The sequence below is a fragment of the Rhizobium sp. A37_96 genome (genome assembly GCF_053521765.1).
Map to the genome: position 1 here is coordinate 209,829 of NZ_JBNWDS010000011.1, position 13,799 is coordinate 223,627.

Below are 13,799 nucleotides of genomic sequence, written 5' to 3' on the forward strand. Positions count from 1 at the left end.
AGCCGGATGAACGACCACGAATTTCTGCGTGTTTTTGAGTTCGTGGATCGACTGCGCAAGCCGTTCCTCGACGTCGCCGGCATCGAGGACGAGGCGTCCTGGCGGATCGTTCACTATCTGATGACGTCCGAGCTCGAAGGCTATCCCGTGACGATCAGCAAGCTCGCGCTTGTCTCCAATCTGCCGCGGGGCACAGCCATCCGGCGGATCCAGAGCATGATCGAAGATGGGCTGATCGAGCGGCGATCGCCCTCTGAAACGGCAAAGCGGGCAACATTGCATCCGACGGCCCGCCTTTCCGGTCTGGCGGTAAACTATGCGGCGCAGACAAAGGCTTTGATCGCGGAAATTCTAGGCGGCCGCCACGTCGAGGAGCACGAGGCGGACTATTATTTCGGCGCGCCTCGGCGCGGCAATCCCGTCATCCCGCCGATCAATCTGCTCACCAACAGGATCACCAAAGGCGTCGAGCTCCAGTTCCTGCTGAACGACGACAATTATTTCGCCGCCATGCGCAACATGTGGTCGGACTTCCGCAACAATCTGGCAACGGCCAAGAGCTTCAAGCTGGTCCACCAGAACGATCTCTACCGGGAAGGTCTCGCCAATGGCGCCCGCGCGGTTTCGGCTTATGACATCATCGCGATCGACATGCCGTGGCTGGGGGAGTTTGCGAGCAAGGGGCTCATTCTTCCCATCGGCGAGATGATCCGCGAATCCGGTATCAACGCCATGGATTTTCATCCGTCGATCTGGTCGACGACAACCTGGCAACGCGTGGAATACGGCGTGCCGATCTACTGTACGATCGAAGTGCTGGCGTGTCGCTCCGATCTTTTCGAAAGAACCGGTTTCGCGCTGCCGCGCACCTTCGACGACGTCATCCAGGCGGGCCGCTCGTTTCACAATCCGGGCGCGGATCGATATGGCATCGCGTGGAACGCGGCGCATATGCCGCTTGCCTCCAGCTTCATGTTCTTTCTCGGCTGCTGCGGCCAGTCGGTGCTCTCGATCCGGCGCACGCCGACCGGCTACTCGACCGAAAACCTGGACGCGCAGCACATGCGGCCGCAAATCGACAGCGAGGCGGGCCTGCTGGTCCTGGATTACATGCACCGCCTGGTCGAAATCGCGCAGCCTGGCGTCCTCGAGGCGGATTGGGACGATGCCTGCGCCATCTTCCTCAGAGGGCAGAGTGCCATGGCTTACGTCTGGACGATGCGCGCGGCGCAGTTCGAGGCGGAAGTGCGTTCCGCCGTGAAGCGGCGCGTCGCCTATGTGCCGCAGCCATCCGGGCCGGGCGGCACCAACACATCGCCCATTGGCGGCTTTCTGCTGTGCATCCCGTCGAACATCGACCCGAAGCGGCTGCCGTTGGCAACCGAAGCCCTTGCCTGGATGGCCTCTCGCGAGGCGATGAAGGAGCATGTGAAGAACGGCTTTCCGGTCGCGCCGCGCTTCTCGGTCAGTTCGGATCCGGAGGCGATTGGAAGGTCGCAGCTCGTGCGCTTCGTCGGCAGCCTCGGCAATCGCAACCTCCTGCGCAACTGGCAACGCCCGCCGGTCCCCTTCTATACGGACATGGAACGCATCATCGGCGAGGAAATCCACGACGCGCTTTCAGGCAGGAAATCCGACCGGGCGGCCCTGAAGCATGCTCAGGACCGCCTCGACCGGATCATCGATCGCAAAAGCTTCGACGCTTGACCCGTCAGGCAATCGCCCGGATCGAGCCGCCATCGACGCCCCAGACGGAAGACGTGACGAAGGAGGCGAGGTCGGAGGCGAGGAACACGATGACATTGGCCACTTCCTCGGGCTTTCCGAGACGTCCGAGCGGCAGCTGGCGCAAGGACATTTCGTGCTCGACGGCCTTCTGCGGTTCCATGTTGTGGAACTTGCCCATGGTTTCGGCAAAGCCGCCGGGCTGCGTCCAGAACGGTGTCCAGATCGGCCCCGGCGCAACGGCGTTGATGCGGATGTTGTTGGCGCCTTCCGTGCGGGCAAGCCCCTTGGTCAGCGCCAGCACGGCCGCCTTCGATGCCGAGTAGTCGATCGGCACGCCTTCCGGCTGCCGCGCCAGATCCGAGCCATTGTTGATGATCGCGCCATGACCCTGCTTGCGCATGACCGGCAGGACGGCGCGGGTCGTGCGCACGTAGCTCATGAAATTGAGCGAGAAGGTCTTGTCCCAGTCCGCATCGGTCAGCTGGTCGAAGGTCCGCACCGCTCCGGCGCCGACATTGTTGACGAGCACATCGACCACGCCGCCGAAATGGGCGATCGCCGCTGCCATCTTCTCCTCGATATCGCTGGCGGAGGAGAGATCCGCCTTGATGGTCGTTGCTTTGCCGCCGGCCGCATCGACGGCTGCCGCCGCCTCGGCAAGTCCGGTCTCATCGATATCGAAGAGCGCGACCCGGCTTCCTTCGCGACCGAAGGCGACGGCCGTCTCGCGGCCGATGCCCTTGGCCGCGCCGGTAATCAAGACCGCCTTCCCTTTGAGATTGGTTTCCATGAGATCCTCCCTATTTTGCGGCAAATTGCGCCATCGTGGTTTCGAACGAGCGACGTGCCGCCTCTTCGAGCGGCAGAACGCGATGTTTTTTCGAGATCACTTCCACCGAGTAGAAGCTGTCGAAACCGGTCCTGCGGATGGCATCGATGAAGGCAGGCGGATTGAGCACGCCCTCGCCGCAGAGCCGGCGTTGATAGATCGTGTCTTCCCATAGCGTGCCGACGACCGTTGCATCGGCATCGTCGAGCTCCACCGAGACGACATACTGCTTCGGAATGCCGGCAACGGCTTCGTAGGGAATGCCCGCCCGGGCGATATGCCAGATATCGAGCAGCAGCCCGCCATTCGGCTGGGCCGCCCCTTCGACGATGGCACGCGCCGTCTCCAGCGTCCGCACGTTGGAAAAAGGCATGACCTCGAGCGCGATCTTCGTCCCGTGGCCTGCGGCTTCCCTGCAGATCGCGGCAAAACTGTCGGTCACATGCGGCAGGTCGATTGTGTCGGCTTCGAATTCCGGCGCGATCTTCACGTCGCGCGCACCGAGCACTTCCGCCGCGTCGAAAAGTTCCCGACGGACCTTGTCCGAAGCAATGCGTAACTCGCCCGAGGCAAACCAGTGCGTGATGAATTCCAGCTCGACATGCGGCATGGCGTTGGCGTCGAGGATGCGGCGCATCTCCTTCAAGCCGATCTTCTCCTTCGTGGCCTGAAGATCGGCATGGATGAGACCGACGCCCTTGTAGCCGGCCTTCGCCGCCGCCTCCACGCGCTCGGCAAAGGAAAAGGGGCTGATTTCGTTTTCGGCGAAGGGATAGACGTCGCCCGAAATGGTCCAGTAGGCGGCGACGAGTTCAATTGGCTTGCTCATGATCTTCTCCTCACACCGACGCGCCTTCGGAGCCGGTGCGGAAATCGAAGCTGGTGGTCAGCCCGCCATCGGCGACGATCTCCGCGCCATTGAGCGCGGTCGAGGCGTCTGACAGCAGGAACAGTGCGGCACGAGCGACTTCCGCCGGATCGAGGATGCGGCCCGAGGGCTGACGGTTGGCGCGGGTCGAGAGAAAACGGTCGGGATCGGTAGCCGACTTCATGTGGCGCTCGAACAGGCCGGCAAGCATCGGGCCTGGGCTCAGAACGTTTGCCCGCACGCCCTGGCGGGCATGATCCATGGCAACGGTGCGCGTCAGTTGGCGGACGGCCCCCTTCGAGGCGGCGTAGATGGCAAGCTGCTGCTCGGCGAATGTCGCGTCGATGCTGGCAACGGCAACGATCGGACCGCCGCCCCGCGCGATCAGCAGCGGCAGCAGCGCCCGGAAGGCAAGCGCCGTTCCGATGAAGTTTACCGACATGGTCTTTTCCATGGCCGCTTTGTCGAATTCGAGCACTGTTCCGACATTCAGCATGGCTGCGGACGTGACCAGCCCGACAGTTCCGGGATCCTCGCTGTTTACGGTCGCGACGATGCCTTCCCACGTCGCCTCATCGGTTACGTCGCCCTGAACATGAGAATAGAGAGCGCTTGAAAGGATTTCCGGAGCCGGGGCCAGATCCACGCCGATCGTCCGTACGCCGCTTTCCGTCAGGAGGCGGGCGATGTTGGTTCCAAGACCAGAGGCCGTACCGGACACGACGACGAGTTCCGGAAGGGCATTGTTGAAGACTGGCTCCGAAGCCATGGGATATTCCTTTTCTGAAATCGGGAGAGGTGAGGCACGGCGCTCGACGCCGTGCCTCGGTTCAATTCAGCGGCCGATGGCGGCGTCGCATTCGGAAATGTTGTCCTTGGTGATGATCTCGTGCGGCAGGAAGATCTCTTTTTCGACCGGCTTTCCGTCGAGAAGATCGACCACGGCTTTCGCCGCATATTTGCCGTCGTCGATCGGCGATTGCAGGACGGTAGCGTATTGCGTGCCGTCCTTGATCTGGTTCACGCCCTCGATCGAGCAGTTGGAGCCGACAAGTACGAGTTTTGCCGGATCGATTCCGGCGCGCTTTGCCGCCACGATGACGCCCGACATCATATTGTCCGCCTGGGCGTATACGCCTTTTACGTCGGGGCCGATCTGCGTGAAGAGAGCAGCGGCGGCATCCGTCGCCTTCGTCTGATCCCAGTTGCCATTCTGCTTGCCGGCCACGGTGATGCCGCCGGCCTTTTGGCCGAGAACCTCCTCGAAGCCCTTGGAGCGCAGGATCTGGGGCGGCGTGCCCGGAACGCCTTCGACGATGAAGATCTTGCCTTCGCTGCCGAGCTTCTTCTCGGCAAAGCCCTTGATCATGGCTTCGGCCGCGGACTGACCGTTGCCGAGATCCGAAGGACCGGTGAAGACGTTCCAATAGTCGGCGTATTTCTTGTCAGGCTCGGAATTCGTGATGACCAGCGGAATCCCCGCCTGCTTGATCTTGCGCAGCGAGGGCACGATGGCGCTCGAATCCGCCGGCCACAGCACGATGGCAGCCGGGTTCTGCGCGATGGCCTGATCGACCTGGGATGCCTGTTCGGCGGCGTCGTAGTTGGTGATCTTCACCTCCAGATCGATGCCGGCGGCAGCGGCGACTTCCTTGAAAGCCCGCTGATGCAGAGCACAATATTCGCACTCCTCCGTCACCGTCAGAAGGATCACCTTCGATCCCTTGGCGGCGGCGCTCGCCATTTCCGGCACCATCAGCGCACCGAGCATCGTCGTTGCCATCACCAGTTTTGTCAGTCCTGAAAGCTTCATTGCTCATTCCTCCCGTTTGAAGATCGCACGCCTTCTTGCCCGCCGATTGCGCCGGCGGTGATTTTACGAAGGTCGTACGGTTGGTTCCGCTAAGCGGAATGACCGGCCCGCAACATTGTGAGCCGCTCGCTTATCCATGCGCCCAACTGACCGTCGAGCAGCACGATTCCCATCAATACAAGGCCGTTGGCAAAGAGGATGCCTGTCGCGCCCATGCCGATCAGGCTCATCCCATTGTTCATCACCGTCAGGATCAGCGATCCGAGCAGCACATGCGCCGGCGTCCCCGAACCGCCGGACAACGCCACGCCGCCGACGATCGCCGCGGAGACCGCCTGCAGCATCAGATTGCCGCCTGTTGTCGCCGCCGCGCTGGCAAGGCTCATCGAGAGCAAGCTGCCGGCAAGGGCGGCTGTGACGGCCGAAAGCACGAAGACGATCAGCAACGACCGCCCGACCTTTGCGCCGCTGGCCGCGGCCACCTGTCGCTTGCTGCCGACCACACGGATATCGCGGCCCATGAGAGTGTAGTGCATGAAGATGCCGACAAGCGCGAAGGTAGCGAGCGTGATCAGGCTGCGCGCCGAGAAGACGGCGAAAATCGGATCGTCGAGCGCAAAACCGAGATCGAAATTGTCCGTGCTGATTACCTTCCCGCCAGCGAGCCAGAAGGCAAATCCCGAGAGCGCCATCATCGAACCGACGGTAACGACCAGCGACGAGACGTTGAAGCGGCTGATGACGATTGCATTCACGCCGCCGACCAGAACCGCGAAGGCGAGCGCCACCCCCATGCCACCGACAAGGCTGTCGCCGCCGGCGACCAGGGTCAGGAGACCGCCGACCGCGACCATCGAGCCGACGCTCAGATCGAACTCCCCCGCGATCATCGTCAGCGACAGGCCGAGCGCGACCATGCCCAGCAACGCGAAGGATTGCATCAGCGCATAGAGATTTCGGCCGCTGATGAAAGCCGGGTTCCAGAGGGCGAAGATCACGACCAGCGCGATCAGAAGAGCAAGACGAAGCAGGGTTGCGCCCGAGACCGCCTTTGATTTGTAGCGCGTCGTCATGGGCCTACCTCCGGAAACCGAGTGAAAGAGCGCCGAGGATGACCGAGCCGATGACCACCAGCCCCTTGACGATGAGCTGAATCTCCAGCGAGAGACCCTTGAGCAGCAGGATATTGGAAATCATGGCCAGGAAGACCGCGCCGATGGCGGCATCCAGCACGCGCCCCTGGCCGCCCTTGATCGCCACGCCGCCGACGAGCACGGCGGCGATGGCGTCGAAATCCAGCCCCGCGCCGAGCTTCAGATTGCCCTGCGCAGCCTGAGAGCCGTAGAGAGCTCCGGCAAATGCCGCTGCCATGGCGGCGAAGACATAGGCAAGAACGAGGGTCCGCTCCACACGAAGGCCGGTGAAGGAAGCGGCCTTCGGATTGAGCCCGATCAGGCGCAACTCCCGGCCGAAGCGGGTCCGTTCGACGATGAAGCCGAGCACGATCGCCGCAAGCAGGAAGAGAATGATCTGGTTGGGCAGGCCGAGGGTGCGGCCGACGCCGAGCCAGCTCGCATCGCCCTGGCCCATGACAGTCAGCCCCCCGGAATAGAAGGAGCCGGCGCCGGTGATGATCGAGGCCATGGCGATCGTGGTGATGATCGGATTGGTTCGGAAGAGCCCGACCGCGATACCCTGGGCAAATCCAAACAGGGCGCCGATCACCACCACCGCGACCAGGCTTGGGAGCAGGCCTAGATAAAGGAAGGACGCGAAGAGAATGGTCGAGACGGCCGCCGTTGCGCCCATCGACAGCATGAAGAGATTTCCCGAGAGCGTGATCAGCGCCATGCCCACCGCCGCGATGCCAACCGCCGACGTCGAGTACATGATGGCGGAGACGTTGGCATTGGACGAAAAGCCGGGAATAGTCAGCGTTGCCCAGAGGGCGAGAAGCAGGGTGGCGATCCACACGGCGGTCGACTGGATACGCTCCGGCCGGACAAGACTGGCGCCGAGCGCCTTCAGGTCGAATTCGGTCACGGCCGTGCCTCCAGGCGTCGTATTGCTTTTGCTGCTCATGCTGCCCTCCCCATGACAGGACCGCGCACGACATCGCCGAGGATGGAGTCCATCGTCGTTTCTTCGACCGGCAGGTCATTGACGATCTCGCCGCGGAAGACCGTGATCACCCGTTGCGAAAGCTCCCGGATCTCTTCCAGGTCCGTCGAGAAGAACAGGACGACCAGTCCCTGGCGGGCGAGCGCCTGGATTTCACGATAGATTTCGGTTCGGGCGCCCACATCCACACCCCGGGTCGGCTCGTTGAGCACAAGGACTTTCGGCTCCAGTGCGACGGATTTTGCAATCGCCACCTTCTGCTGGTTGCCGCCCGAAAGCGTCGATGCGGCAAGCGGCAGACGCCGGCTATCGATCTGGAACCGCCGCGCCAGATCGTTGGCGCGCTGACGGGCATCGGCAAGCGCCAGGACACCGAAACGGTTGAGACGATCGAGGATCGCCGCGGTCAGGTTGACCTCTATGGGAGCGCCGAGAAAGAGGCTCTTGCCGCCGCGATCCTCGGAGACATAGGCAATGCCAGCACGCGTCCCCGCAGCAATCGAGGTAACGTTCACGGCCTGTCCGTCGATGCTGATCGAACCCGCATAATGTCTTTCGAGGCCGGCGAGCGTTTCGACCATCGCATTGGCGCCCGCGCCGAGCTGGCCGATGAGCCCGACGATCTCGCCTTTGCGGAAAGAGAGATCGACCGGCCGGAATTTTCCGGGCACGCCGAGACCCGCGAGCCGTACCACCGTGTCGGCGGCGGCAAGGTCGGCGCTGTTGCGGATCGAATGCGCGGACGATACCTCACGGCCGATCATCTCGGTGACGAGCTCGTCGTTCGTCCATTCGCCGGTAGGCTTGGTCATGACGCGCTGACCGTTTCGGAAAACGGTGACGCGATCGGTGAGCGCGAAGATTTCCGGCAGTCGGTGGCTGATATAGATCACCGCGGTTCCCTGGCCGCGCAGCCACCGCACCGTCTCGAAAACGCGCTGGATCTCGGCGTCGGAAAGGCTCGCCGTCGGTTCGTCCAGGATCAGGACCCGGGCGCCGCGCATGACGGCGCGACAGATTTCGAGAAGCTGCTGCTCCGCGATTGCGAGCCGGCCGGCCTCGATGTCAAGCGGGACATTTGCCAGGCCGAGCTGGTTGAGCGTTTCGCGTACCCGCGCCGTGTAGCGTCTGCGAAGATAGAGCTGCGAAATGTCCGGATCTCCGAGGAGCACATTGTCGAGCACGGAAAGATGCGGGATGATCGACAATTCCTGATAGACGACGGAAACCTGCTTTGGACTGGTGAGCTCGCCTGCCTTGAGGAGTTCGTCGCCGATGCGGATCTCGCCCGCATCCGGCGCCATAAGCCCGGCGATCATACGCACAAGGGTGCTTTTCCCCGCGCCGTTCTCTCCGCACAGGGCATGGATCTCACCGGCCTGAAGATCGAAGTCGACGCCTTTGAGCGCCTGGATTCCGCCGAAAGATTTGCGCAGGTTGCTGACCGTTAAGACGGCTCTTTTGTCCATGATTTCCTCCTAAACATCGCGCCTCCGAGCGATGAAAGAGAAGCTAAACTAGAAATTCCGACAGCCCATAAGCAAATAGTCCATATTGGACTATAGGCGCGTGAAGTGGCCAGCAGGTCCTCCGACATCGCCGTCGAGCCGCTGGAATTCGCTCTCAGGAAACATGTCTGCGTTATGCTGAACTTCGTTCGCCAGCGGGAGCGGCGCTCATCAATGAGCGCTCTTATCTTTATCGCACAGCCCATAATCTGGCCGATATCGCGGACGACCGGCCGACACTGGAAGACGAGGCGGATGGCCGTCAGCGGCTCGCGTGTCTCCATGGGATTATCAACGAGCTTCCGGAATTGACGCGCTCGATTTTCATTCTCAACCGAATAGAAGACCCCACCTGTTCACAGGTCGCAACTCGCCTTGGAATTTCTGACGGCAGCGTGCAGAAGCATCTTTCGAAAGCGCTGCTCCACGTTACCGGGTGAATTCAGAAGCCATAGAAAACAAGTCCCACCCTCGCTACCGGGCACGGATATAGAACAGACGCCGCCGTGGCCGGGTCGTCATCACCCGCGATTCGCTGGCGTGTCTTTTTGAATGCGTCAATTATCTCGCTAAAAACCGTTTTAGTTGAGCCGAGATTTCAGCTGGATTTTCAAGCGGACTGAAATGTCCGGCTTTGGGAATGACTACAAGTTCGGCGCCGGAAATTCCGTCCGCAATTTCCCGATGAGCGTCGATCGGGCAGACGGCTTCGCTCTCTCCTGCAAGGACCAGCGTCGGCTGTGTAATCGCGCCGAGCCGCGGGCGGCTGTCGGCACGACTTATCGCTACTTCGGCCTGAGCGGCGAGCTTTGCCACGCCGCAATCGTTGGCCATGGCGACGATAGTCGACCTAATCTCGTGGTCGTAGATGTTACACGGCGCGACCAGTTTTGGCCATGCGTCGAGAATAAAGGATTCCATCCCACGCGCCTCAGCCTCGGCAACCGCCTTACGGCGTACAGCGGTATTTTCGATCGGATCGGGCTTTGCCGTGGTGTCGATCAGAACAAGCTTTTCGACACGTTCGGGGGCCTGCGCGACCATCTCAAATGCAGCGATGCCGCCCAGAGAAAAGCCGCAGAGGATGAAACGTTCGGGAGCCTTCGACAGGATACGGAGCGCGGCATCATGCATCGAGCTTACACCATCAATCTCAAGGATGATTGTGTGCGGGTATTTGAGCCGATCGAGCATCGGCTTAAATACCCGCTCGTCGCACGCAGTCCCGGGCACCAGGACAAGGGGCGGTTGCTCTTCCCGCCGCATGATGCCGTGCGCCGTCATGTGCGGCTTTTCTCGAAGGCTTGCCATGCAATCTTGAATTCGTGAATGTCGAATCCAGGCTTGCGCGCGGGAGTAAGGATGATCTGCTCCGTCGCCTGAAGTTTCCGGATGGAATCTGCCAACTCAGGTATGATCTCGGGCGGGATGACGACGGCGCCGTGACGGTCTGCATGAATGAGATCGCCGGGAGAAACGGTGAGGCCGAAGACGGAAACGGTGGTGGCGACGGCCTCGACGCGGGCGAAGGCGTGGCTTGGGCCGATCGAGCCGGCAATGATGGGAAAATCTTTCGGCACGTCACCGAGATCGCGCATCACGCCATTTGTGAGTGCGCCGGCAAGGCCGAGCCCCTGGTGCACGGTGGCGTTGATCTCGCCCCAGTAGGCGCCGACCGCATCCGGGAAATCCAGGTCCTCGATGACGGCGATGCGTGGCTGTGAACCGCTGGCCATGTGCTCGTAGTAAGCCATCCGCCTCTCGCGAATAACGGCCGGGTCGTCACGCGACGGCGTTCTTGCAGCGATCTTCGCCGTGCGGGCATAGCCGACGGCCGGCGGCGCTTCGGGCGCGGAACACAGCACCGTTCCGCGGGTGAAAGCATCGAACCCCCGCTTGCCCTGCGCCACCTCGATCGCGTTGCAAACCGTCGGCGTATCAACCGAACGCAACAGGGTCAGCAAATCATTATCCAAGAACCTTCCTCCTCATGCATGCCGGCCTGGATCACAGGGGCCGCTGGCTATCGTTTTCAAAGAAGCCGCCGGCACCTTTGCCGGCGGCTTCCGATTATTAACCGCGCCAGGTCGCTCCCGCGCTATCGGCGGTGTTTGAGACCCGATAGAGGCTGGCTTCGCCCGTCATCGACGGCGCAAGGCTATGACGCAATCCCGGAGGGACCGCACACGTATCGCCTGGCGCCAGCACCGTCTCGCCGCCCTCCCAGGCCAGGCGCCAATGGCCGCGCATGACCATGAGGACTTCGTGCCGATCGACCGAATAGGCATCCTGCGGGATCGATCCTCGCGTAAGGAACTCAACCTCGAAGCCGGGCTTGTCGCGCAGCAGCGCATTCTCGCCAATGACCTTGGCCGGCGCGTTCCGGCTGAGAGCCATAAGGTCCCAATATCGAGCAACATAATCGCGCACCACGGCCGTGACCGGCGTTTCGGGAAAAGCCTTGAGCTGCTCGTCCGTCAGCAACGGCATCGGCTTGATCCCCTCCGGCAGTGCCTGACCCTTCTTCGTGTCGTAGAGCTTGCCGTTCTCACCGAGCACCAGGCCATGGTCCTTGGCATCCTCGATGACCTGCGGCGCCCAGATGACGCCGCCGCCGGCGTCGTCACCCCCCAGGATGGCCATGATCATCCCGTAGTCCGTGCCGATATTCTCAAAGCCGCGAAAGATGCCGGTCGGAATATTGAAGATATCGCCTTCCTCGAGCACAACTTCGCCGGCATTGCCCCAGCGGCCCCAGAAGAAGCGCCAACGCCCCTTGAGGACGAAGAAAACCTCCGCCGTCCGGTGCGAATGCAGTGAGTTGCGGCATTTGGGCGGCTGCCCGGCCGCGCCGATGTTGAAGCCGGGCGTCTCCTTGATGTGGACGTGCTGGTCCGGGCTTTCCGACACGCCGCCGCCGATGATCGTAAAGTTTTCCTTGCTGTTCGAGCCTGGCGTATGCGCATCGATGAATGCCGTCCGGCATGGCTTGAGCTCACCATAGCGGACGATCCGTCTTTCCATTTCCTGCTGGGATATCGGCATTTTCGTACCTTTCATACGTATGCAATCTTGGTTCAGGGTGCCCCGGCGCGCCGATATGGCGCGTCAGGTCGTCAAGTCGTCAGTTTGAGGTTGCGGGACACTTTCGGGTCGAGCCGCGAACGACCAGAGTGCCGTCGAGGGTGACGCGCCGGGCCTGGTCGTCCCCGTTGTCGATCGCCCGCATGAGTGTCCTGATTGTCTCGGCCACCATCGCGTCGACGTCTTGCCGGATGGTCGTGAGATTATAGGCCGGCCAGCGTGCCGGCGGCACGTCGTCGAAGCCGACGACGGAGACGTCCTGCGGGATTTGCAGCCCAAGTTCGAAGCGCAGAACATCCATGACCGCAAATGCCATGTGATCATTGCAGACGAAGACCGCGTCGGGACGATCGTCGGAGCCGAACATCCGGCGGGCGGCGGCCTGCGCTTCCTCGTAGCGAAAGTTGCCGACACTGCGGCGGTAGAGCGACTTGCCTGCCGCTGCGAGGCCCTCGAGAAATCCGGCCTCGCGGTCGCGCTGCGTGGAAGCACCTTCGAAGCCGGCGATATAGCCGAACTTCTCATGCCCGAGCGACAGCAGCAGCTCGGCGAGCTTGCGGCCGCCGGCGCGGTTGTCCGATGTGACCGCCGATAGCCGTTCGTCATCCTGCGATCTGTTGAAGAGCACAATGGGAACGCCGTGAGCATGGCAGCGCGCCGCCAGTTCGGAAGACATGCTGGCGGATGCCAGCACGATGCCATCGACCTGGTAGTCGAGGATCTCCTGCGTGATCTGGTCGACATTCTCGGACGCTGAGGCCGGCGAAGAGATGAAGACGAGCACATGGTAGCCCTGCTCCTGAAGAACCTTGGACAAGCGCTCCACGACCTCCGGATAGAAGTAGTTCTCGAGATAAGCGACGACCAGGCCAATGATGCGGCTGCGCCCGGTGATCAGCGATCGCGCCAGGATATTGGGGCGATATCCGAGCTGCTCGGCGGCCACTCTTATCTTTTCCGAGGTTTTCTTGGAAACCGACGATCCCGGCGTGAAATAGCGCGAAACGGCGGATTGGCTGACACCCGCCAGGCGGGCCACATCGTTCGAGGTAACCTTTTCGTTTGCCATCAGTCCGCCGTCCAACCCCCATCCACCATCAGTGCCGTTCCCGTCACCATCGCCGACGCATCGGATGCGAGGTAGGTGACGGCGGCCATGATATCCTCGACGCTGCCGATTCGCCCAAGCTTGATCTTCTCCTCTATCCACCTTGCCCGCTCCGGCTGTGCGAAGGTCTGCTCGGTGAGCGGCGTGCGGATGAAGGTCGGGCATATGGTGTTGACGCGGATGCCGAGCGGCCCCCATTCGATCGCCATCGACTTGGTGAAGCCTTCCACCGCATGTTTCGTGGCACTGTAGACCGCCCGGTCGATGCCGCCGACCTTGGCCATCTGCGAGGAGATATTGATCAGCGAGCCGGGACGTCCGGCCGCGATCAGCCCTTTGGCGACGGCGCGCGTGAGGAAGTACGCGCCGCGGACGTTGATGCCGAAGACTTCATCGAAGTCCTCATGCCGGGTCTCGACCGCAGGACCGTGGCGCGCAAGTCCAGCGCTGTTGACCAGCACATCGAAGGGGCCGGCGGCCGCGACGATGCGATCGACGGTTTCGACATCCTGGATATCGAGGACAAGCGCGTCGGCGAGATGGCCCTCGGACCGAATGCTATCCACTACCTCGCTCAACTTCGCTTCATTGCGCGCCGCAAGCGTGACGGCCGCACCCGCCTCGGCCAGCGCGACCGCGGCGCCCAATCCGATGCCCGAGGAAGCACCGGTGACGAGTGCGGTCTTGCCGTCCAATCGGAAGGAGGGTGTCCTGGGGAGCGGTGTGGTCATGGCGTGGGT

General features: G+C 62.1%; 14 protein-coding genes. 2 read left to right on the forward strand and 12 right to left on the reverse strand.

Translation table 11 applies throughout. From position 1 onward, the window contains the following. Nucleotides 1–6 precede the first annotated feature (6 nt). Nucleotides 7–1,707, forward strand: coding sequence for an extracellular solute-binding protein (locus ACQZ6J_RS24090; protein WP_163988931.1), 1,701 nt, complete (start codon nucleotides 7–9; stop codon nucleotides 1,705–1,707). 4 nt (nucleotides 1,708–1,711) lie between these two features. Here ACQZ6J_RS24090 and ACQZ6J_RS24095 read toward each other — a convergent pair whose 3' ends face one another. From ACQZ6J_RS24095 to ACQZ6J_RS24125, 7 genes are all read right to left on the reverse strand, one after another. After that, a complete protein-coding gene (locus ACQZ6J_RS24095) occupies nucleotides 1,712–2,518 on the reverse strand; it encodes an SDR family NAD(P)-dependent oxidoreductase (RefSeq protein WP_163988929.1) in 807 nt (268 codons plus the stop codon). 10 nt (nucleotides 2,519–2,528) lie between these two features. Next, on the reverse strand, nucleotides 2,529–3,386 hold the full coding sequence (locus ACQZ6J_RS24100) for a sugar phosphate isomerase/epimerase family protein (RefSeq protein WP_449085914.1): 858 nt from the start codon (nucleotides 3,384–3,386) through the stop codon (nucleotides 2,529–2,531). A gap of 10 nt (nucleotides 3,387–3,396) precedes the next feature. Then, a complete protein-coding gene (locus ACQZ6J_RS24105) occupies nucleotides 3,397–4,194 on the reverse strand; it encodes an SDR family NAD(P)-dependent oxidoreductase (protein WP_449085915.1) in 798 nt (265 codons plus the stop codon). Nucleotides 4,195–4,260: 66 nt separating this feature from the next. Then, the gene (locus ACQZ6J_RS24110) at nucleotides 4,261–5,238 is read right to left on the reverse strand and encodes a sugar ABC transporter substrate-binding protein (RefSeq protein ID WP_449085916.1); all 978 of its coding nucleotides are present in this window, start codon (nucleotides 5,236–5,238) and stop codon (nucleotides 4,261–4,263) included. Between the two features lie 89 nt (nucleotides 5,239–5,327). Next, the gene (locus ACQZ6J_RS24115) at nucleotides 5,328–6,311 is read right to left on the reverse strand and encodes an ABC transporter permease (RefSeq protein WP_449085917.1); all 984 of its coding nucleotides are present in this window, start codon (nucleotides 6,309–6,311) and stop codon (nucleotides 5,328–5,330) included. Nucleotides 6,312–6,315: 4 nt separating this feature from the next. Next, nucleotides 6,316–7,320, reverse strand: coding sequence for an ABC transporter permease (locus ACQZ6J_RS24120; RefSeq protein WP_449085918.1), 1,005 nt, complete (start codon nucleotides 7,318–7,320; stop codon nucleotides 6,316–6,318). Further along, nucleotides 7,317–8,828 carry a sugar ABC transporter ATP-binding protein gene (locus ACQZ6J_RS24125; RefSeq protein ID WP_449085919.1) on the reverse strand — a complete coding sequence of 504 codons (1,512 nt, stop codon included), beginning with the start codon at nucleotides 8,826–8,828 and terminating at the stop codon, nucleotides 7,317–7,319. Before ACQZ6J_RS24125 ends, ACQZ6J_RS24120 begins: the two co-directional genes overlap by 4 nt. Before the next feature lie 278 nt (nucleotides 8,829–9,106). Here ACQZ6J_RS24125 and ACQZ6J_RS24130 point away from each other — a divergent pair, with 278 nt between their 5' ends. Next, the gene (locus ACQZ6J_RS24130; protein ID WP_449085925.1) at nucleotides 9,107–9,307 is read left to right on the forward strand and encodes an RNA polymerase sigma factor; all 201 of its coding nucleotides are present in this window, start codon (nucleotides 9,107–9,109) and stop codon (nucleotides 9,305–9,307) included. 121 nt (nucleotides 9,308–9,428) lie between these two features. On the opposite strand, the gene ACQZ6J_RS24135 is transcribed toward ACQZ6J_RS24130, so the two are convergent. The 5 genes from ACQZ6J_RS24135 to ACQZ6J_RS24155 all read right to left on the reverse strand — a co-directional run bounded on the left by ACQZ6J_RS24135 (nucleotide 9,429) and on the right by ACQZ6J_RS24155 (nucleotide 13,790). Next, nucleotides 9,429–10,151: an alpha/beta fold hydrolase gene (locus tag ACQZ6J_RS24135; RefSeq protein ID WP_449085920.1), complete on the reverse strand. Its 723-nt coding sequence runs from the start codon at nucleotides 10,149–10,151 to the stop codon at nucleotides 9,429–9,431. Continuing rightward, the gene (locus tag ACQZ6J_RS24140; RefSeq protein WP_449085921.1) at nucleotides 10,148–10,843 is read right to left on the reverse strand and encodes an RraA family protein; all 696 of its coding nucleotides are present in this window, start codon (nucleotides 10,841–10,843) and stop codon (nucleotides 10,148–10,150) included. Before ACQZ6J_RS24140 ends, ACQZ6J_RS24135 begins: the two co-directional genes overlap by 4 nt. A 97-nt stretch (nucleotides 10,844–10,940) precedes the next feature. Further along, a complete protein-coding gene (locus ACQZ6J_RS24145; RefSeq protein WP_449085926.1) occupies nucleotides 10,941–11,912 on the reverse strand; it encodes a cupin domain-containing protein in 972 nt (323 codons plus the stop codon). A gap of 79 nt (nucleotides 11,913–11,991) precedes the next feature. Next, complete coding sequence (locus ACQZ6J_RS24150; protein ID WP_449085922.1) at nucleotides 11,992–13,020, reverse strand: LacI family DNA-binding transcriptional regulator; 1,029 nt, start codon at nucleotides 13,018–13,020, stop codon at nucleotides 11,992–11,994. After that, on the reverse strand, nucleotides 13,020–13,790 hold the full coding sequence (locus ACQZ6J_RS24155; protein ID WP_449085927.1) for an SDR family NAD(P)-dependent oxidoreductase: 771 nt from the start codon (nucleotides 13,788–13,790) through the stop codon (nucleotides 13,020–13,022). The genes ACQZ6J_RS24150 and ACQZ6J_RS24155 overlap by 1 nt, the downstream gene beginning before the upstream one ends. Nucleotides 13,791–13,799 lie beyond the last annotated feature (9 nt).

Excerpts from the sequence above, each read along its gene's own strand:
- ACQZ6J_RS24090 (WP_163988931.1), top strand. The coding sequence starts at position 7 with ATGAACGACCACGAATTTCTGCGTGTTTTTGAGTTCGTGGATCGACTG.
- ACQZ6J_RS24095 (WP_163988929.1), bottom strand. The coding sequence starts at position 2,518 with ATGGAAACCAATCTCAAAGGGAAGGCGGTCTTGATTACCGGCGCGGCC.
- ACQZ6J_RS24100 (WP_449085914.1), bottom strand. The coding sequence starts at position 3,386 with ATGAGCAAGCCAATTGAACTCGTCGCCGCCTACTGGACCATTTCGGGC.
- ACQZ6J_RS24105 (WP_449085915.1), bottom strand. The coding sequence starts at position 4,194 with ATGGCTTCGGAGCCAGTCTTCAACAATGCCCTTCCGGAACTCGTCGTC.
- ACQZ6J_RS24110 (WP_449085916.1), bottom strand. The coding sequence starts at position 5,238 with ATGAAGCTTTCAGGACTGACAAAACTGGTGATGGCAACGACGATGCTC.
- ACQZ6J_RS24115 (WP_449085917.1), bottom strand. The coding sequence starts at position 6,311 with ATGACGACGCGCTACAAATCAAAGGCGGTCTCGGGCGCAACCCTGCTT.
- ACQZ6J_RS24120 (WP_449085918.1), bottom strand. The coding sequence starts at position 7,320 with ATGAGCAGCAAAAGCAATACGACGCCTGGAGGCACGGCCGTGACCGAA.
- ACQZ6J_RS24125 (WP_449085919.1), bottom strand. The coding sequence starts at position 8,828 with ATGGACAAAAGAGCCGTCTTAACGGTCAGCAACCTGCGCAAATCTTTC.
- ACQZ6J_RS24135 (WP_449085920.1), bottom strand. The coding sequence starts at position 10,151 with ATGACGGCGCACGGCATCATGCGGCGGGAAGAGCAACCGCCCCTTGTC.
- ACQZ6J_RS24145 (WP_449085926.1), bottom strand. The coding sequence starts at position 11,912 with ATGCCGATATCCCAGCAGGAAATGGAAAGACGGATCGTCCGCTATGGT.
- ACQZ6J_RS24150 (WP_449085922.1), bottom strand. The coding sequence starts at position 13,020 with ATGGCAAACGAAAAGGTTACCTCGAACGATGTGGCCCGCCTGGCGGGT.
- ACQZ6J_RS24155 (WP_449085927.1), bottom strand. The coding sequence starts at position 13,790 with ATGACCACACCGCTCCCCAGGACACCCTCCTTCCGATTGGACGGCAAG.